This window comes from Flaviramulus aquimarinus, from assembly GCF_039543205.1.
GTDB lineage: Bacteria > Bacteroidota > Bacteroidia > Flavobacteriales > Flavobacteriaceae > Flaviramulus_B > Flaviramulus_B aquimarinus.
Genome location: NZ_BAABJH010000002.1, coordinates 238360 through 257189, shown reverse-complemented (window position 1 = coordinate 257189; position 18830 = coordinate 238360). Strand labels below are relative to the sequence as shown.

The window sequence follows — 18830 nt, the reverse complement described above, 5'->3', positions numbered from 1 at the left end:
TTTAATAACCTTATAAGTATGAATAAATCAGTTGTATTGGTTTTCATGTTTTGCTCCATTTTATCTTTTTCACAAGAAAAAGAATGGACCTTACAAGAATGTGTAAATCATGCTTTAGAGCATAATATCTCAATTAAGCAATCCCAGCTTGATGCATTAATCGCGGAAGAAGATATTACCACAGCAAAGGCTAATTTTTTACCAACAGTTAGCGGGTCAGCTTCACAAAATTTTAATTTTGGATCTTTTATAGGAAATAATGGTAACCGAATATCGAGGGACTCTAGGCTTAATAATTTTGGGCTAAGCACAGGAATAACCATTTTTAATGGTTTTCAGAATACCAATTTGTACAAGCAAGCTAAACTGGGATTAAAAACAAGTCAACTTCAGTTAGATATTTTAAAAGATAATATTTCATTGAATGTTGTTAATGCCTATTTAAATATTTTACTGAATAAAGAAGCTTTAAAATTAGCAGAAGAGCAAATTGTAGTGAGTCAAAAAAGTTTAGATCAAGTACAAGGTTTGGTGGATGCAGGCGTTAGAGCTAAAGCCGACTTGTTAGTATCGCAATCTCAATTGGCAACGGATAATGAACGTTTAGTAAATGCGCAAAATAGTGTCGTATTATCGCTGTTAAGTCTATCTCAGATATTGCAAATTTCTAATGATGGCTTTGATGTGGAAGATATTTTTATAGATTTAAACAATGCGGTTTTAACTTATAATAACACAAATGAAATTCTGTCATATGCATTAACTCATAGACCAGAAATAAAAAATGCGGAATTAAACCTTGAAAATGCAGCGTTTAATATCGCTATAGCAAAGAGTTCATACTATCCATCTTTAACTTTTGGAGCAGGATTAGGAACATCTTACCAACATATAGTAGGTCAAGATGATGTCATTCCTATTTTTGATCAAACCACAGGCATGCTCATAGAACTCAAACCAAATGGTTTTATAGAGCAATTAGAAAATAACTTTGGTTATAACTTTGGGTTTAATTTAAACATACCCATATTTTCAGGATTTAAAAATGATGCCAATGTAAATAAATCTAAAATCAATAAAGAAAAATCAAATTTAGCTTTAGAACAAGAAAAGCAAACTTTAACGACGAATGTAGAACAGGCTTATGCAGATGCCAAAGCGTCTTTAAAGCAATATGAAGCCTCAAATATATCTGTAATAGCTCAAGATGAAGCTTTTAAAAATGAACAAGAAAAATACGATTTAGGAGTAAGTACCTCTTTTGAGTTAGATCAGGTTAGAAATAGATTGATTAATGCGCAGTCCTCTTTTTTAAATGCCAAGTATAATTTTGTTTTTAAGACAAAAGTTTTAGACTTTTACATGGGAAAATCTTTAACTAATTAATTTGAGCACTTATATACTAAATATAGAAACAGCAACGACCAATTGTTCGGTATCCATATCAAAAAATAATGAAAGCATAGCTTTAAAAGAAGACAACGATAAAAGCTATTCGCATGCCGAAAGACTTCATGTCTATATAGATAACGTTTTGCAAGAAGCCCATATAAATCGTGAAGAAATCGATGCTATTGCGGTTAGCAAAGGCCCTGGGTCTTACACAGGCTTGCGTATTGGAGTTTCTGCGGCAAAAGGCTTATGCTTTGCGCTTGATAAACCATTAATAGCTATACCAACCTTAGACGCTCTAGCACATCAAGTTAGAATAAATGATGGTATTATTGTAGCGATGTTAGATGCCAGACGTATGGAAGTATATGCCGCTATTTATGATGCAAACTATAAGCAAATACGAGATACTGAGGCTCAAATTTTAGACGAAAAAGCTTTTGAAGATTATTTTGAGCAAGGAAAAGTCTATTTTATAGGCAATGGTGTTGAAAAAACAAAAACCTTAATTGATCATCCAAATGCCGTTTTTATCGAAGGCAAGCTACCGTCTTCAAAAGAGATGGGCTCATTAGCCTATGATAAATACAAAAAAAGCGATGTAGAAGATTTAGCATATTTTGAACCTTATTATTTAAAAGATTTTGTGGCTTTAAAGAAGAATGTATAGAAAAAAGCCCTAACAGTTTTAGAAACTATCAAGGCTTTTTTATTTAATGAGATAAATACTTTTTATCCTTGTTTTCGAATTTCAACTTGATGTGGATAAGGAATTTCAATTCCAGCCTTATCAAGAGCTTCTTTTACATTTTCAGTAATGCCAAAGTAAACATCCCAATAATCGTCTGCGGTACACCATGGTCTTACCGCAAAATTAATTGAACTATCTGCCAATTCAGAAACATTTACAGTAGGTTCAGGAGTTTGTAAAACTTTAGGATGTGATGTTAAAACAGCCATTAAAACATCTTTAGTTTTCTTAATATCAGAATCATAGCCAACACCAAAAGTTAAATCTACACGACGTGTGCCTTCAGTGGTGTAATTGATAATATTCCCGTTGGATAAAGAACCATTAGGAATAATAATCTCTCTGTTTGATAATCCTGTTAATTTGGTTGTAAAAATTTCAATTTCCTTTACAACACCAAGTTCGCCTTGCGCTTCAATTAAATCACCAATTTTAAAAGGCTTAAAAATCATAATTAAAACCCCTCCGGCAAAATTCCCTAAAGAACCTTGTAGCGCTAAACCAATAGCCAAACCAGCAGCAGCTAATATAGCAGCAAATGATGTGGTTTCTACACCAACAGTTCCAAGTACAACAACTATAAGTACAATTTTTAAAGTCCACCCTAGAAGATTTAATAAAAACTTTTGAAGGCTTTCATCATAATCTCTTTTAGACATTAATTTTTTGGTCGTTTTTAGTATTTTTTTAATTACCCAAGAACCAATAATCCAAATAACAACAGCTCCAAGAATCTTAAGTCCATAATCTAGAGCCAATTCAAGCCATTTTTCTGTGTCAATGTTTTCTAAATCCATAATTTTTTTAAAAGTTAATTAGATAGCAAAATTAAAACTATTCTGGGTTATTAATTAATAATCAGGTTAAAAAATAGTTGAGAATTCTTTAAAAATAAAGCATAATTAATGCTAAAATAGCAGGAACGCTTTGTATATAAAATAGTTTTATTTGCTTTGTAGAATAAGACCCATAGATCCCGGCAATAGTCACACAAATAAGAAAAAATAGTGCAAATGTTATATTATTTTGGATTATTGAAAAGATAAGCCCCGCGGCTAAGAATCCATTATAGAGTCCTTGATTTGCAGCTAGTATTTTAGTATCTTCTGCAAATGCTTTAGATTTTAAGCCAAAAGCCTTAATGCCTTTTGGTTTGGTCCACATAAACATTTCTAAAATTAAAAAATAAATGTGCTCTAAAGCAACAAACGCTACTAGTATAATGGCTAAATATGTCATTCCTTTAAAAGTTTTATAGCCTTTGTGACTTCAGAAACAGGAAGTTTACAGGCTTTGTTTACACAAACATAAATTAAAGTTTCTTCAGGGTTATATCTGTTTTCCAATAAAGGCATATTGTTTTCTGAAATGCTTCCAGCAATGAGTTTATTAGGGATATAGGTTTTATTTAATTCAACTATTTTTTGTTTAGCATTTGCGCCAACAATGGCAACTTCATAATAAGGCTGCACATAATTCAACATGAGGTCAAACCAATTGGAGTAGCCCGAAGGGTAGGCTTGCATTTCAGGTTTTACATTGTTAAGCATAGCCATAGCGGTATTACTGTAATGTTCATTGTCAAAATAGTGCGATAATTTAAACAGGTTCTTTGCCATAATGGAGTTACTGGCAGGAATAACATTATCTCGATAGTCTATACTTCTAGACACTAAAGACGCATCACTATTAGATGTAAAATAGAACATGCTGCTTTGCTCATCAAAGAAATAATCGAAAATGTAATTTGCTAAATCCCTTGAGGCATTAATCCATTTTTCGTTTAATGTATTTTCATAGAGGGCTATAAATGCATCAATTGTTAAGGCATAATCTTCAAGATAACCATTAATAGAACCCTTACCGTTTTTATAATTATGGTATAGACCACCATCTTCTCGTAATTGATTGTTTATAATAAAAGCTGCATTTTTTTCCGCAGAAGTCAAGTAGTTTGCATCACCAAATACGCGATAAGCATCTACATACCCCTTTAACATGATGGCATTCCATGAGGTAAGCGTTTTGTCATCTAACCGAGGTTTTGCTCTTTGGTTTCTGACTTTTAAAAGTGTTTTTTTCCAACTTGATTTCTTTTGGTCTAAAACTGCTTGGGTAATTTGATGCTTTTTTATGATGGATGCATCATCATCCTTTCTAATGAGTACATAGTTACCATGTTCCCATAGACCGTAACTGTTAATATTATAATAGTCTGAAAAAAGTTTAAAGTCATCACCAATATGTGTTTTTATGTCTTCTTTATTCCAAACATAAAAGGCCCCTTCTTCGAGTTCGCCCTCAGGGGTATTACTGTCGGCATCAAAAGCGGAGTAAAAAGCTCCATTTTTGGTAGTCATATCGTGTTTTATATACGCTAAAGTTTCAGTAACAATATCCTTATACAGTTTGTTTTTTGTGATGAGGTAAGCATCAGCATATAAGCTTACTAGTTGTCCGTTATCATAAAGCATTTTTTCAAAATGGGGAACATGCCATTTCGTATCGACAGCATACCTCGAGAAACCGCCACCAATTTGGTCAAAAACACCACCATAAGCCATTTTAGTGAGTGTTAAATTAACGAATTCCATGAGTGCTTTGTCATTGTTTTGGTAAGCATACCTCAATAAGAAATGGTAATTGTTGGGCATCATGAACTTAGGCGCTCTATTCATCCCTCCCAAATTAGTATCAAACTGTTTTGACCAATTTTTAATAGCCTCTTCTATATAAGGTTTTTCGAAAACAGGGTCATCTGTATTACGTTCAACAACATCTAATGATTTAATACCCTGCTCTAATTTATCGGCATATTCATAAAGCTTTTCGGGATTCTCAACATACAGTTTCGATATTTGTTCTAAGGCATCTATCCATTGGTCTTTCTTAAAATAGGTGCCACCCCAAACAGGTCGTCCATCAGGTAGCGCAATGGCATTTAGTGGCCAACCGCCACTACCTGTCATAAGTTGTACCGCATTCATATAAACCTGATCGACATCAGGGCGCTCTTCTCTATCAATTTTTATGTTTATAAAATTGGCATTCATAACCTGAGCTACCAATGTGTCTTCAAAGCTTTCATGTTCCATAACATGACACCAATGACAAGCAGAATATCCCACACTAATAAGCATCAATTTGTTTTCATCTTTAGCTTTGGCTAGTGTGTTTTCATTCCAGGCATTCCAATTTACAGGGTTGTGGGCATGCTGTAATAAATACGGACTGGTTTCATTAATAAGGTCGTTGGTATATTGATGTTCCATAGATTCTGAATTTTGACCTTTGCAACTTATTAGAATAATAAATAATAGTAATTGTGTGTACTTCATTTCTCAAAGTTAGCGAAATTTATACCAATTTAGTTTTTAAGTATTATATATAATTTGTTGCTATCTGAATCTTAAAAAGAGAGCTAAGTAGCTTTATATATAGGTAAGAGTCAATATTTAAAAAAAGTATTTAAATGTATAGTATGAGTATATCCCTATAATTAACAATCCAAAATCACTTATCCATTAACAGCCTCTACCATATCAACTTTTCCGGGAAGCATTTCTTTTAACATATTTTCAATACCGCTTTTTAGAGTATAGGTTGATGATGGACAACCACTACAAGCCCCTTGAAGCAATACGCTCACATTTTTAGAATCCGCATCATATGATATAAATTGAATATTACCACCATCACTCGCTACTGCGGGCTTTACATACTCTTCCAGAATATTTATAATTTCTTTTGAGGTATCATCAAGTGTATCAAAATGCGTGTCTTTTTGTTTTGTGGTTTTTTTAAGTGTTTCAGCAGCTTCTGGTAGAACAACCTCTTTTCCGTTTTCAATATAACTTCTAATAAATTCACGTAATTCAATAGTGATGTCTTGCCATTCTGCGATATCATATTTTGTAATAGACACATAGTTTTCGTCAATAAAAACACGCTGTACAAATGGAAAATGGAATAATTTGGTAGCTAAAGGTGATAATTTTGCATCATCAATGGATGTGAATTCAAATAAGGCTGTCACTATTTTTTTGTTAGCTACAAACTTCATTACAGCTGGGTTAGGTGTACTTTCGGCATAAACCGTTACTGGAACTTTTTTTGGAGCAGCGGTTTCTTCAACCACAATACCGCCATCATTTAAATAGGTTTCAATTTGTTCTGCAACTTCGTCTTGCACATCATGCCATTCAACAATATTATAACGTTCAACAGCTATAAAGTTACTTGAGATATAAACCTTTTTAACAAATGGTAAATAAAACAATTGTTGTGCTAAAGGTGATGCTTTAGCGTCATCAATATTATTAAACTCAAAACTCTGATGTTGTGTTATAAATTGATTTAACTCAAATTTTACGATAGTATTATTGGATGTTTCTTGCACGGAAACCTTGAAAGTGTTCATTTTAGCTAATTTTTCACAAAAATACTAAAAGAAAACTTTAGATATCCATATATTTGAGTTTTGTTGCCTGTTTATAGGGCTTGAAGGATAAAGGGTAACTTTATCTTTTTTATGTGTAATTTTTTAACAATCAATACGTTTGTATAAAACCAAACCTACTTGGGAAAAAAGTTTATGAAATTAAAAAATATCATTTTAGTAGTAATAGCATCAGTATTTACTAATATAGCAACGTCTCAAGAAGGCCTTCCCATATATACGGATTATCTTACGGATAATTACTATTTGATACATCCATCTATGGCTGGTATCGCTAACTGTTCTAAAGTTAGATTAACTGGTCGTCAGCAATGGTTTGGGCAAGATGATGCGCCAGGGCTTTTAACGCTTAGTATGAATGGAAGGATAGGGGATTCTCAATCTGCCCTTGGCGGGATATTATATGCTGACAAAAATGGATACCATTCTCAAAAAGGAGCTTATGCTACCTATGCACACCACCTTTTGTTTTCTAGAAGTACAGCAGATTTAAACATGCTTTCCTTTGGTCTAAGTGCAGGTTTTATTCAATATCAATTGGATGAAACTAGTTTTTTGTTTGATGGTCCAGACCCTATTGTTAATGGGATTGTACAAAATGAAACCAATTTTAATGTGGATTTAGGTTTTTCTTATCATTTTCTTGATTTTTATGCCCATGCAACTGTAAAGAATGTATTGGAAAACTCTGGTGTTAATAGAGATACTAAGATAACAAGTAACTTAAGACGCTATTTGTTTTCTATTGGAAATGTATTTAGTAAATATGGCAGTGAGTGGAGTTACGAACCTTCTTTAATGTTTCAATACAGAGATTTGACCAAAGAATCGAGTATTGATGTTAACGCTAAAGTCTATAAACAAATGGAGTTTGGTAAATTATGGGGCGGTTTATCTTATAGACAAAGTTTAGATGGCGCTGAGTTTTTAACCAGTTCAAATGCGGTAAGTAGCCAAAAACTACAACAAATCACACCTATTTTAGGGGTTAACTATAACGATTTTATGTTTGCGTATACGTATACCTACCAAACCAATTCGGTGGTATTTACAAACGGCGGATTTCACCAATTAACCTTAGGCTATAACTTTAATTGTAAGCGTGAAAAATATGCTTGTAATTGTCCAGCGGTTAATTAAGTTTTTAATAACAAGCACATAATTTTGTTTACGACTCTTAGTGTTCTTGTCTGTTGATATTTAACGTGTTACCATAAATAATTTTGTGTAAAAACCTTTCGAATTTGTCATTCTGACGAACAAGGAATTTTAAAAGTAGCTCCATTAGTCAGAAACCTATCTTCCAAAAATTCAAAAGTTATGGAGAGCCTTATAAATTGGTAATTGATATAAGAAAAACAATAATCTAAAGGAATAATCCATTAAAATGTGGTTCCTTTTTCAAAGACACTAATTATGCCAGTAATAAAATCAGTTCGAGGGAAATCACCTATCATACCAGAAGATTGTTTCATTGCCGATAACGCTACCGTGGTTGGCGAGGTCATTATGGGGAGTCAATGTAGTGTCTGGTTTAGTGCCGTGGTTCGTGGTGATGTAAATTATATTAAAATGGGTAATAAAGTCAATATACAAGATGGTGCTGTAATTCATGGAACTTATCAAAAATCAGCAACCACTATTGGTAATAATGTTTCTATAGGACATAATGCCTTGGTTCACGGCTGTAGCATCCATGACAATGTGTTAGTTGGTATGGGGAGTATAATTATGGACAATTGTGTTGTAGAAAGTAATAGTATTATAGCTGCAGGTGCTGTAGTTACTAAAAATACTCGGGTAGAGGCTGGAAGTATTTACGCTGGTGTTCCTGCTAAAAAAGTAAAAGATATTAGTAAAGAACTTGTCTCGGGAGAAATTAATCGGATTGCTGATGCTTATATAAAGTATTCTGGTTGGTTTAAAGAGTAGCATTAGGAATTAAAAAAATTCAATAAATAGACCTTGCCATTCTAATGAAGTATGAGGAAGAATCTTATCATAATGAAATGTCTCGTCGCTCATGCTTCGCTCTGTCGACATGACAAAGAGTTGCTTATCATACCAATTAAAAATCAAGATAATCAATAACAAAGGGTTCTCCTAAAAGCGATGTCATAAATTTTGGGTTACCATTCGTATAAAACTCAGTTTTAGGTTTAATAGGATTCGTATTCAATAGGTTATTGCGTTCTAAAACCGTTTTAGTTTGTCTTGCTACAGCTTCACCAGAATCTATAATCGTAATATGTTTAGGAAGTAATTCTAAAAGTATAGGAATTAAATAGGAGTAGTGTGTACAGCCTAAAACCAAATAATCAATACGGGCATCCATCATAGGTTTTAAATACGTTTTTAAAAGCGATTTCATATCATTAGAATGCAATTGTCCATTTTCAATAAGTTCAACGATTCCGTGGCCTTCTTGTTCAATAACTTTGATATGATTAGCAAATAGATAAGACGTTTTAGAAAACAACGCACTACTTAAAGTGCCTTTGGTGGCTAAAATACCGATAGCATTTGTTTGGGTTTGTAAAGCAGCAGGCTTAATGGCTGGTTCTATACCAATAAAAGGGATGTTATAAGTTTCTCTAAGATAGTCTATGGCATTTGTTGTTGCTGTATTACAGGCGACAACAATAAGTTTACAACCTTTATTGAGTAAATATTCGGTGTTTTTAATACTTAAATGAATAATAGCATCTTTACCCTTTGGCCCGTAAGGCGCATTGATACTATCTGCTAAATAAATAGTGTTTTCATTGGGTAGCAATGCATGGATTTCTTTCCAAATGGTTGTGCCTCCAACACCAGAATCAAAAATACCAATAGGTTGTGTGTTCATAAAAATATAAATTCATATAAAGGTAAATAATTCAATCGATAATAATTTATGAAATCTTGTTAGATAGAGGAAGCATACTTAAAGCGTCACTAATACACGAATAATTTTTTAGGATTATCCGTCCGAGTCTTTTGTTATTTGACAATCTTTGATAGGTCTTGGGACTATCTTATGGTTTATGACTATGGATCAGTGTGAAAAATGCTTTCAATAGTTTCTATTGTATGTTTTACTAAATAAAAAAGCTGTCTTGTAGAAGACAGCTTTAAATGTATTTGTTTCTAACCTAATATTCTGATTAGATACCCATTTGTTTTTTTACATCTGCTAATATGTCTTTGCCATCAGCTACTATTAAAGAGGCTCTATCTAAAACATATTGGTATCCTTGAGCTTTAGCAACCTCGTTGATAGCTTTCATTGCTTTTTCTTGAATAGGCTTAAATAATTCAGCTTCTTTTTGAGCTAAATCTTTTTGGGCATCTGCTCTAAATTGCTGAATACGTTGTTGCTTTTCTTGTAACTCTAAACCTCTTTTTTGGTTTTCTTCATCTGTTTTGGTAGCAACTTCTGCTTCGTATTGTTTTACTGTATTTTGATACTCTGTAATAGACGCTTGAATATCGGTTTGATATGTTTTTCCTAAAGTTTCAATTTCAGCTTGTGCGGCCTTAGCTTCTGGCATTGCTGCAATTAATTCTTGTGTATTTATATGTGCAACTTTGCTTTGTGCTTGTGTAAAACTAATCGTTCCAATACATAATGCAGTTGCTAATAAAAGAGTTTTTAATTGTTTCATTTTTAAATAGTATTAATTGTGTTATAAATTATTAATTGTTTGTGGTTAAACTGTCTTTTGCTTTTTGGCGGTCTTCTAAAATTTTCTTTTTTCTTTCTTCTAGTGCTTTTTTTCTGGCGGCTCGTTCTGCTAGTTTCTTTTGTCTGTTTTCTTCAATAAGCTGTGCTTTTGTTTTTGTTTCGCTTTCTGCTTCCGGTTTTGCATCATCAGTTTTTAATGGTTCCGTTTCACTTTCTGCAGCTTCTGTTGTTGTATTTCTAACATCTAATTTTGCTTGCTTCGCTTTTTCTCTATCGTCTAAAACTTTTTGTCGTCTTTCTGCTGCTGCTTTTACCTTAGCTTCTCGGGCAGCTAGTTTTTCTTTTCTAGCTTTTTCAATAGCACTTTCTCTTTGGGCTTTCTTTTCTTCTAAAGCTTTTTCTCTAGCTTCTAATTCTTCGTTTATTTCTGGGATTAACTCCTCTTGTTCAGCGACTTTTCGTTCTGCTTTTGACTGGGCTTGTTTTCGTTTTGATGTTCTGGTAATACTTCTTAATATTTGTTCACTTAAATCAAATCGTACATTTGAAAACAACATTACTGCATCCGAAGATTTATCAAAAATAAAATCATACTTTCTGCTTTCTGCCATATCTTGGACTGCTGCAAATATTTGGTCTTGAACAGGTTGCATTAACTGTTTTTTCTGAATAAACAAATCGCCATTAGGTCCAAAACGTTTTTGCTGGTAATCTAAAATTTCATTTTCTTCAAAAGTAATGTCTTCCTCACGCTCCTCAATAAGCTCATTGGTTAAGAGTGCTTTCTCATTGCTTAAGTCTTTTCGTTTTTGCTCAACAACAGTCAATTTTGCTTGAATCTCATTTTTCCATTTTTGCGCCTTACTTTCTAGTTGCGCTGTGGCCTCTTGATATTCTGGAACATTTTCTAAGATATACTCGGTGTCTATATAAGCAATTCTTACACCACGTTGAGCGAAAGTTGAAAGGCTTAACATAAAAACTAATGTCAGTAAAAAAAGAACTTTGTTTTGCATCTGTTTGTTATTTGGTAATTTATATACTATAAATTCTAAAATGACAGTTCATCTTTTCTGCCTTTTGAATCATATTCTTCAAAATTAACGAATTTTAATCTTAAAAATTTTAATTCTCATGCAAATCATTAAAGTGTTATTAGAAAATATCGTGCCAAAGTAATTTTTATGTTTAAAACTGTTGTCCAATTATGAAGTGTGTTTCCCAACCATGTTTTTGGGTTTGACCAGGTAAAGGATCGAAACCATGACCAAAATCAATACCTAATAAACCAAATGCCGGCATGAAAATACGAATACCTAAACCTGCAGAACGATTTATACTAAACGGGTTGAAATCTCTAAAACTATTGTAAGATGCACCACCTTCTAAAAAACCTAAAGCGTAAATCTTAGCAGAAGCTTTTAATGTTATTGGATAACGAAGTTCTAAAGAAAATTTATTGTAAATAGTACCTCCATCTTGATCGGATAACGATTGATTTGGATATCCACGTAATTGAATGACTTCTCTACCATCTAGAGAAAAATTACCTAAACCATCACCACCCAAATAAAAACGCTCAAACGGTATAATGCCTCTGGCATTGTTATAGGCACCTAAAAAACCAAATTCTACTTTTGGTCTTAAAACTAAATTTTTGGCAAGTTGCGTGTACCATTCACCAGAAAATTTAACCTTATAAAATTCTAACCAACTAAATTTTTCTTGGTCAATTTCTGCAATTCTTGTTGAGGCATCTGCCACATCTAAAGGACTACTAGTTATATCTGTTCGTATATTGTCATTCGCTTCACGTTCAGCATCAAGTGCATCATAATCTACGCCATTAAACAGGGAGTAAGGCAAAGAAAATTTACCTGTAATAGCAAAACTAGAACCTCCTGTTGGGAATATAGGATCAACACTGGTATTATTTCTACTAAGGCCAATGGTATAGGATAAGTTATTTGAGTATCCATCTCCAAAAGTAAATAACCCCGTATTGTAATTGTTTAGATCATAACGTTGATAACTAATAGCTTGTGATAGTGTGAAATAATCATCTGGAACCGATAAACGTTTTGCTAAACCAAAGGTTATACCTGTAATATTGAAACTCCTACTTTTATCGGCATTTCGTGTTTGAGGATTGAATAGGAACTGTTTAGTATGTGATATTGATGTTGAAAACTGCACGGGACGTTTACCGCCTAGCCAAGGTTCGGAAAATGAGAAACTATAGGTTTGGAAAAAACGACTGGCTTGTAAACGTAAGGCCAGTTTTTGTCCGTCACCCATAGGTATGGGTTTGTAAGCCTCTTTTTTAAAGATATCTTTTATAGAAAAGTTGTTGAATGATAGTCCCAAAGTTCCTATAAAACCGCCACCACCATAACCACCTTGTAATTCAATTTGACTAGATCCTGTTTCTTTAACAGAGTATTCCATATCTATGGTGCCTTCAACTGGATTTGGATTGTTAAAGTTTGGCGTGATTTCCTGTGCATCAAAAAATCCTAACTGCCCAAGTTCTCTAACGGTACGAACAACATTGGCCTTACTATATAATTGACCAGGTCGTGTACGTATTTCCCTGTATATAACATGGTCATTGGTTTTGTCGTTTCCAACAACGGTTACACTATTAAAATATGCAGGTTTTCCTTCAGAAATCCGTATTTCCAAATCAATAACATTATTATCTGCACTGACCTCTACGGGGTTAATGCTAGAAAATAAATACCCGTTGTTTTGATATTGGTTTGTAATATCAAAAGCATCGGGTTTGGTATCGTCTGCTATTCGTTTTTGCAATAAAATACCATTGTAAGTATCACCTTTGTTAATACGTAACAGTCTTTTTAATTGGTCATTGGTATACACGGTGTTGCCAATAAATGTTATGTCTCCAAAAGTGTATTGCTCACCTTCGTTAACATCTATTTTTAGAGATATGGTTTTATCGTTATTTGTAATGATACTATCTGATAAGATTCTAGCATCTCTATAACCGTTTTCTTTGTAGGCATCTATAATATGTCCTAAATCTGCTTGATAAGCTGAATCTATAAATTTTGAACGTTTTAATAATCGTATGCGGTTAATTTTTTTAGTGCTTTTCATACTTTTTCTAAGCTTTTTATCGCTTAAAATGGTATTGCCACTAAATGTGATGTTTTTAATTTTAACTTTTTCGCCTTTATCAATGTTTAGAACCATATTAACCCGAGCTGTTTGAATAGAATCTTTAACGTCTATGGTATTAATATGTATTTTGGTATTAAAAAAACCGTCTTTTCTATATTTTTTTGTCAGGAAGTTTTTAGTTGTGGTAATCAGGTTTTCAGTAACTTTTACTCCTTTAGTTAGCTTATTTTCTCTTATAATACTTTCTTTTTTACCTTTTTTAACACCATTGATTTTCAATTCGTTAAGTTTAGGTAAATCAGATAGCCTAATTTGTAAATAGGCTATATTACCTTCTGTTTTGGTTATGTAAACTTCAATATCACTAAACAATTTTGAATTCCAAAGTTTTTTTATGGCGTTACTAATATCTTCGCCGGGAATGGTCATTTCCTTTCCTTTTCTTAACCCTGAATATGTGATGATAGTTTGCTCACTGAATGTTGTGTTTCCAGAAACTGAAATATCGCCTAAGGTATATTTTTTACCATTGCTATATTCTAAATCTTGTGCTTGAATAGTAAAGTTACAAGCAAAGAGTAATAGTGCTATACCGTACTTTATATATGTTATTTTAGGTAAAATATTAACTAAGTTGCTCACTTGTTTTCCCAAATCGTCGTTCTCTTTTTTGATATTCAATAATTGCTTCATACAAATGTTGCTTCGTGAAATCTGGCCACAAAACACTTGTAAAATATAATTCGGCATAAGCAATTTGCCAAAGCAAAAAATTACTAATGCGCTGTTCCCCACTTGTTCTAATAAGCAAATCTACATCTGGTAAATTTCGCGTGTAAAGATGCTCATTTATAATTGATTCTTCAATATTTTCGGGCGAAATTATATTATTTTTAACTTTAATACTAATCTCTTTAACAGTATTTAGTATTTCTTCTCTAGAACCGTAGCTTAATGCTAAGGTTAATGTCATTCTAGTGTTTTGTTTTGTGCTATCAATGACTTCAAAAAGTTCTTTGTATACTTTTTTTGGCAATGTACTTAGGTTGCCTATAGCAGAAAGTTTAATATTGTTGTCTTGAAGCGTTTTTATTTCTTTTTTTAATGAGGACACTAAAAGTTTCATTAGGGTTTGTACTTCTAGTTTTGGACGATTCCAGTTTTCGGTAGAAAAGGCATAAAGTGTTAGGTTTTCTAAGCCAAGCTCGGCACAGGTTTCCACTGTTCTTTTTACAGATTTTGTGCCGTTCTCATGTCCAAAAGCACGTAGCTTTCCTTTTTGTTTGGCCCAACGTCCATTACCATCCATAATAATAGCAATGTGTTTGGGTAATGATTTAATATGTATGTGGTCTTTTAAGTCCATTTTAATTTACGCAATAGCATGGGTTTTCTCCAAAAGTATATGTTAGTGTAATACCTGAAAACACATACCAATCGGTATTATTTATATTTCCAAACCTAAAAGGTTGTCTAAATTCAGCATCTGGAACACTGCCATCCAGTTCATCCGAAAACGTATAACGTGCACCAATTTCGATACCTAAAATCAAGCTTTCTAAAAAGTTTGTTTTAAAACCTAATGCCATAGGAATACCATAAGCCCAACTGGAACTGTTTTCTGAAGTCTGAACATCATTCAAAAAATAATGATTATCATGGTTTGTAACACTTATGCCCGTATATAGATAAGGTGTTCCAATTTTTTCGCCTGAATGTAAGTTAAAATCCATAAAGGTAAATTCCATGCCCAATGAAGCTTCAATAATTTTACTTGAAAACTCATAACCTCTTTGAATACGCCTTGGATCATCTGAATTGATGTCAATGCCTTCTAATTCACTGAAAATTAATGATGCTCTGTATGAATGTCTTCGACTTCTGTTCCATTTATAAATACCACCAATAGCTAACTGATTGGGTGAAATATAATCGGTTGCACCCACATCACCAATAAAGTTACTACCACCTACAAAAACACCAATTTCGTTAATTTGAGCGTCGCTTAAATGAGTGGTTAAGATGCCTAGTATCAATATGGTTAAATGCCTCATAAATATTCAAAAGTTTGCAAATATAATAAATAAGATTTGACTGTTACCATTTCCAGTAAACAGTATCTGTGTAAAACAGTTTTTCTTTTGAATTATTGTTTAATTGCGCTTGTCTTCACCCCAAAGGAGTTTTTTACGAAGTGTTACTAAAAAGCTTTCGCTAAGTAAATCTATCATTTTGATTTTAAAATTGGCCTTTTTAATTTTTATTATAGTGCCATTATCTAGAGTTGCAATCCTGGAATCTAATGATACCAAGTGCTGTTCTTCACGGCCATCAACTTTTAATTGTATTTCGGTAGAATCTGGGATTATTAAAGGTCGCGCACTTAAATTATGTGGGGCAATGGGGGTTAGCGCAAAACTTCCTGTGCTAGGCGTAATTACAGGACCTCCACAACTCAATGAGTATCCTGTTGAGCCTGTTGGTGTTGAAACGATTAAGCCATCACTCCAATACGAGGTTAGGTATTCACCGTCTAAATAGGTTTCAACGGTAATCATAGATGTGGTATTTTTTCTACTTACAGCTATTTCATTTAATGCAAAGTTTAAGGATTTAACATCACTGTTTTCAGGAGATGTTTCTACGGAGAGCAAGCTACGTTCGGAAATTTTATAATTACCATCAATAATATCTTGAATGGCATTTTCTATTTGATTGACTTGAATGGTTGCCAAAAAACCTAAACGTCCTGTATTGATTCCAATTATTGGGATATCCAGGTCTTTAACAAAGGTAATAGCTCTTAAAATGGTGCCATCGCCACCAACACTTACCAATAAATCAAAGGAATTGTCTAATGTATTAAAACTTTTAAACGACGAATAATCTTTTTCGTTTTGCGATTCACTTTTAATAAGGTTAGAGAATTCGGTTTCAATATAGGCATCAAAATCTTTCTTAAGCAAATAATTAAAAAGTGTTTCTACAGAAATTGATGTAGTTTCGTTATAAAAACGCCCAAAAATAGCAACCTTCATATTTTAGATATTTAAATATTTTTTTAAATAATCAGAACGCTCTTTCAAACTTTCAATATAACCATCTTCCTCGTGTCCTGAAATGATATTGTAGCTATACCTGCGGAAGGTTTGTATAATTTCATTAAGGCCGGTATTTACTATTTTCATGGTTACTTGAACTAAATCGCTATTCATTTTGGAAACGAATGCCCCTAAAAGTTTACCACCATTGGACTCTACTATCTGACTAATTTCACTAAAAGAATAGTCGTTAATCCCTTTTTCAACAACCAAAACGCCACCAGCTTCAGCAAAAAATGGCGATTCACCAAATAAGTTAATAATATCATTGAGTTCATAATACCCTAAATAGTCATTTTGCGCATTTAAAATAGGCATGATATTGGCGGAATTAATAGCAAAAGCTTCCAGAACATCTAATAAAAGCGTATTGTCGCGCACAAAAAAAGTTTCAATGGAATGTTGATAATCACTTAAGGTTTTATGGCCTTCAAAACAATGGGCGTCGGTTTCAGAAAAACACCCCAAATAAGTTTTGTCATCATCATTAATAGGGATGTGGGAAAAAGTTAACTGATTAAAGAGCAACTGCAAATCGCGTACTTTACTTTTCTTATTAAGCGGTTTTATATCGTTTATGATTAATCCTGAAAGTTTCATCTGTTTTAATCTATTTTATTAATGCTGTCAGATGTCATTTGCTAAACACTATTTTAAATTTAGATCAAATTAATTGTTCAAGCTCATTTCATCGTTCTTGATTAAATAGAGTTGCAAATTAATCAAAAAATAGTATGTATGCCCATTCTACTTTGTATTTTTGTCTTTTAAATGGATTATATGACAAAGTTAAGTGTTAATATAAATAAGATTGCAACCTTAAGAAACTCAAGAGGGGGTGATGTACCGAATGTCGTGCAATTTGCAAAAGATGTGCAGCGTTTTGGAGCTGAAGGTGTAACCATTCACCCAAGACCAGATGAGCGCCACATACGTTATCAAGATGCTCGCGATTTAAAACCAGAAGTTTATACTGAATATAATATTGAAGGCAACCCTATAGACTCCTTTATTGATTTGGTTTTAGAGGTCAAACCAACTCAAGTTACTTTAGTGCCCGATGCAATTGATGCGATTACTAGTAATGCGGGTTGGGATACCATAAAAAACAAAGATTTTTTGATGGATGTTATTAAGGAATTTCAAAATAATGGTATTAGAACATCCATTTTCATAGACCCTGTTTTAAAACAAATAGAAGGAGCTAAAGCTACAGGCACAGATAGAATTGAATTATATACCGAGGCCTTTGCCCACCAATATGATTTAGGAGATAAAAATGCTGCAAAGCCTTATACTAAGGCTGCTGAGTTGGCAAATAAACTGGATTTAGGCATTAATGCCGGACATGATTTGTCTTTGGAGAATATTGAATTTTTTAAAGATAATATTTCAAATTTGTTAGAGGTATCTATAGGACATTCACTTATTGCCGAAAGTTTGTATTTGGGTGTAGAAAACGTTATTCAGATGTATTTGCATAAATTGAAATAAATAAGCAGTATTCAAAAATCGTTAACTTTTAATCAAAAAATCGTAATGCTTTTACATTCAAACATCATAGGGGAAGGTCGCCCTATTATCATACTTCATGGGTTTTTAGGCATGGGTGATAACTGGAAGACCCATGGAAAAAACCTAAGTGAGCAGGGTTTCGAAGTGCATTTGGTAGACCAAAGGAATCACGGGCGTAGTTTTTGGGATGAAACGTTTAATTATGAAATTCTTGCAGAAGATTTAAAACACTATTTGGATGCCCACGATTTAAAAGATATCATTCTGCTTGGACATTCTATGGGCGGAAAAACGGCTATGCTATTCGCTACAGAATACCCAGATATTGTTTCAAAATTATTAATTGCTGATATTTCGCCACGGTTTTATCCAATTCATCATGATGCAATATTGGAAGGCTTAAGTAGCCTAGACTTTGATATGATAAAAAGTAGAGGTGAGGCCGATACCATTTTAAGCGGTTATGTGCCTGATTTTGGAACACGTCAATTTTTGCTTAAAAACTTATATTGGATTGAAAAAGGAAAACTGGCCTTAAGGGTAAACCTTGATATTTTAAAAACAGAAGTCGCAGAAATAGGCGAATCGCTCTCTAGTTATTCAAGGTTTGAAAAAGCAACGCTGTTTTTACGTGGCGATCGTTCAGAATATATAGGTGTTGAAGATGAAAAGATTATTTTAAACCACTTTTCTAAAGCAGAAATTATAACGATTGCCAACTCTGGACATTGGCTACACGCAGAAAATCCGAAAGACTTTTTTGAAGCTGTGATTAATTTTGTAAATTCATAATCAAAA

Annotated in this window: 18 protein-coding genes; 6 read left to right on the top strand and 12 right to left on the bottom strand. The window is 33.1% G+C overall.

Annotated features, from left to right (window positions below; translation table 11 throughout):
• Positions 1-18: 18 nt before the first annotated feature.
• Both ABD941_RS09525 and tsaB read left to right on the top strand, forming a co-directional pair.
• Entirely contained in the window at positions 19-1386 is a 1368-nt protein-coding gene (locus ABD941_RS09525) for a TolC family protein (protein WP_345273902.1), read from the top strand.
• A 1-nt stretch (position 1387) separates the two neighbouring features.
• The gene (gene tsaB / locus ABD941_RS09520) at positions 1388-2062 is read left to right on the top strand and encodes a tRNA (adenosine(37)-N6)-threonylcarbamoyltransferase complex dimerization subunit type 1 TsaB (RefSeq protein WP_345273901.1); all 675 of its coding nucleotides are present in this window, start codon (positions 1388-1390) and stop codon (positions 2060-2062) included.
• 62 nt (positions 2063-2124) lie between these two features.
• Here the strand turns inward: tsaB and ABD941_RS09515 are convergent, their stop codons facing one another.
• The 4 genes from ABD941_RS09515 to ABD941_RS09500 form a co-directional block, all read right to left on the bottom strand.
• On the bottom strand, positions 2125-2940 hold the full coding sequence (locus ABD941_RS09515) for a mechanosensitive ion channel family protein (protein WP_345273900.1): 816 nt from the start codon (positions 2938-2940) through the stop codon (positions 2125-2127).
• Positions 2941-3028: 88 nt separating this feature from the next.
• Positions 3029-3382 (bottom strand): DUF1304 domain-containing protein, encoded by a 354-nt coding sequence (locus ABD941_RS09510; RefSeq protein WP_345273899.1) that lies wholly within the window; start codon positions 3380-3382, stop codon positions 3029-3031.
• On the bottom strand, positions 3379-5415 hold the full coding sequence (locus ABD941_RS09505) for a thioredoxin domain-containing protein (protein ID WP_425557106.1): 2037 nt from the start codon (positions 5413-5415) through the stop codon (positions 3379-3381). Before ABD941_RS09505 ends, ABD941_RS09510 begins: the two co-directional genes overlap by 4 nt.
• 245 nt (positions 5416-5660) lie before the next feature.
• Positions 5661-6563, bottom strand: coding sequence for a NifU family protein (locus ABD941_RS09500; protein ID WP_345273897.1), 903 nt, complete (start codon positions 6561-6563; stop codon positions 5661-5663).
• Between the two features lie 174 nt (positions 6564-6737).
• Here ABD941_RS09500 and ABD941_RS09495 point away from each other — a divergent pair, with 174 nt between their 5' ends.
• Both ABD941_RS09495 and ABD941_RS09490 read left to right on the top strand, forming a co-directional pair.
• Positions 6738-7742: a PorP/SprF family type IX secretion system membrane protein gene (locus tag ABD941_RS09495; RefSeq protein ID WP_345273896.1), complete on the top strand. Its 1005-nt coding sequence runs from the start codon at positions 6738-6740 to the stop codon at positions 7740-7742.
• Between the two features lie 276 nt (positions 7743-8018).
• Complete coding sequence (locus tag ABD941_RS09490) at positions 8019-8534, top strand: gamma carbonic anhydrase family protein (RefSeq protein ID WP_345273895.1); 516 nt, start codon at positions 8019-8021, stop codon at positions 8532-8534.
• A 136-nt stretch (positions 8535-8670) separates the two neighbouring features.
• Here the strand turns inward: ABD941_RS09490 and murI are convergent, their stop codons facing one another.
• From murI to ABD941_RS09450, 8 genes are all read right to left on the bottom strand, one after another.
• Positions 8671-9450 (bottom strand): glutamate racemase, encoded by a 780-nt coding sequence (murI, locus tag ABD941_RS09485; RefSeq protein WP_345273894.1) that lies wholly within the window; start codon positions 9448-9450, stop codon positions 8671-8673.
• Positions 9451-9748: 298 nt separating this feature from the next.
• Positions 9749-10249: an OmpH/Skp family outer membrane protein gene (locus tag ABD941_RS09480; RefSeq protein ID WP_345273893.1), complete on the bottom strand. Its 501-nt coding sequence runs from the start codon at positions 10247-10249 to the stop codon at positions 9749-9751.
• A 31-nt stretch (positions 10250-10280) separates the two neighbouring features.
• On the bottom strand, positions 10281-11285 hold the full coding sequence (locus ABD941_RS09475; RefSeq protein WP_345273892.1) for an OmpH family outer membrane protein: 1005 nt from the start codon (positions 11283-11285) through the stop codon (positions 10281-10283).
• Positions 11286-11457: 172 nt separating this feature from the next.
• The gene (locus ABD941_RS09470; protein WP_345273891.1) at positions 11458-14109 is read right to left on the bottom strand and encodes a BamA/OMP85 family outer membrane protein; all 2652 of its coding nucleotides are present in this window, start codon (positions 14107-14109) and stop codon (positions 11458-11460) included.
• A complete protein-coding gene (gene uppS, locus ABD941_RS09465; protein ID WP_345273890.1) occupies positions 14042-14782 on the bottom strand; it encodes an undecaprenyl pyrophosphate synthase in 741 nt (246 codons plus the stop codon). The genes ABD941_RS09470 and uppS overlap by 68 nt, the downstream gene beginning before the upstream one ends.
• Before the next feature lies 1 nt (position 14783).
• On the bottom strand, positions 14784-15470 hold the full coding sequence (gene porG / locus ABD941_RS09460; protein ID WP_345273889.1) for a type IX secretion system protein PorG: 687 nt from the start codon (positions 15468-15470) through the stop codon (positions 14784-14786).
• A 99-nt stretch (positions 15471-15569) separates the two neighbouring features.
• Entirely contained in the window at positions 15570-16454 is an 885-nt protein-coding gene (locus tag ABD941_RS09455; RefSeq protein WP_345273888.1) for an NAD kinase, read from the bottom strand.
• Positions 16455-16457: 3 nt separating this feature from the next.
• Complete coding sequence (locus ABD941_RS09450; protein WP_345273887.1) at positions 16458-17117, bottom strand: CBS domain-containing protein; 660 nt, start codon at positions 17115-17117, stop codon at positions 16458-16460.
• A gap of 180 nt (positions 17118-17297) precedes the next feature.
• Here ABD941_RS09450 and ABD941_RS09445 point away from each other — a divergent pair, with 180 nt between their 5' ends.
• Positions 17298-18011: a pyridoxine 5'-phosphate synthase gene (locus tag ABD941_RS09445; RefSeq protein WP_345273886.1), complete on the top strand. Its 714-nt coding sequence runs from the start codon at positions 17298-17300 to the stop codon at positions 18009-18011.
• A 45-nt stretch (positions 18012-18056) separates the two neighbouring features.
• A complete protein-coding gene (locus ABD941_RS09440) occupies positions 18057-18824 on the top strand; it encodes an alpha/beta fold hydrolase (RefSeq protein ID WP_345273885.1) in 768 nt (255 codons plus the stop codon).
• Positions 18825-18830: the final 6 nt, after the last annotated feature.

Excerpts from the sequence above, each read along its gene's own strand:
- ABD941_RS09445 (WP_345273886.1), top strand. The coding sequence starts at position 17,298 with ATGACAAAGTTAAGTGTTAATATAAATAAGATTGCAACCTTAAGAAAC.
- ABD941_RS09500 (WP_345273897.1), bottom strand. The coding sequence starts at position 6,563 with ATGAACACTTTCAAGGTTTCCGTGCAAGAAACATCCAATAATACTATC.
- ABD941_RS09515 (WP_345273900.1), bottom strand. The coding sequence starts at position 2,940 with ATGGATTTAGAAAACATTGACACAGAAAAATGGCTTGAATTGGCTCTA.
- porG (WP_345273889.1), bottom strand. The coding sequence starts at position 15,470 with ATGAGGCATTTAACCATATTGATACTAGGCATCTTAACCACTCATTTA.
- murI (WP_345273894.1), bottom strand. The coding sequence starts at position 9,450 with ATGAACACACAACCTATTGGTATTTTTGATTCTGGTGTTGGAGGCACA.
- ABD941_RS09525 (WP_345273902.1), top strand. The coding sequence starts at position 19 with ATGAATAAATCAGTTGTATTGGTTTTCATGTTTTGCTCCATTTTATCT.
- ABD941_RS09450 (WP_345273887.1), bottom strand. The coding sequence starts at position 17,117 with ATGAAACTTTCAGGATTAATCATAAACGATATAAAACCGCTTAATAAG.
- ABD941_RS09475 (WP_345273892.1), bottom strand. The coding sequence starts at position 11,285 with ATGCAAAACAAAGTTCTTTTTTTACTGACATTAGTTTTTATGTTAAGC.
- ABD941_RS09440 (WP_345273885.1), top strand. The coding sequence starts at position 18,057 with ATGCTTTTACATTCAAACATCATAGGGGAAGGTCGCCCTATTATCATA.
- ABD941_RS09510 (WP_345273899.1), bottom strand. The coding sequence starts at position 3,382 with ATGACATATTTAGCCATTATACTAGTAGCGTTTGTTGCTTTAGAGCAC.
- ABD941_RS09470 (WP_345273891.1), bottom strand. The coding sequence starts at position 14,109 with ATGAAGCAATTATTGAATATCAAAAAAGAGAACGACGATTTGGGAAAA.
- uppS (WP_345273890.1), bottom strand. The coding sequence starts at position 14,782 with ATGGACTTAAAAGACCACATACATATTAAATCATTACCCAAACACATT.
- ABD941_RS09505 (WP_425557106.1), bottom strand. The coding sequence starts at position 5,415 with ATGGAACATCAATATACCAACGACCTTATTAATGAAACCAGTCCGTAT.
- ABD941_RS09455 (WP_345273888.1), bottom strand. The coding sequence starts at position 16,454 with ATGAAGGTTGCTATTTTTGGGCGTTTTTATAACGAAACTACATCAATT.
- ABD941_RS09490 (WP_345273895.1), top strand. The coding sequence starts at position 8,019 with ATGCCAGTAATAAAATCAGTTCGAGGGAAATCACCTATCATACCAGAA.
- ABD941_RS09495 (WP_345273896.1), top strand. The coding sequence starts at position 6,738 with ATGAAATTAAAAAATATCATTTTAGTAGTAATAGCATCAGTATTTACT.
- ABD941_RS09480 (WP_345273893.1), bottom strand. The coding sequence starts at position 10,249 with ATGAAACAATTAAAAACTCTTTTATTAGCAACTGCATTATGTATTGGA.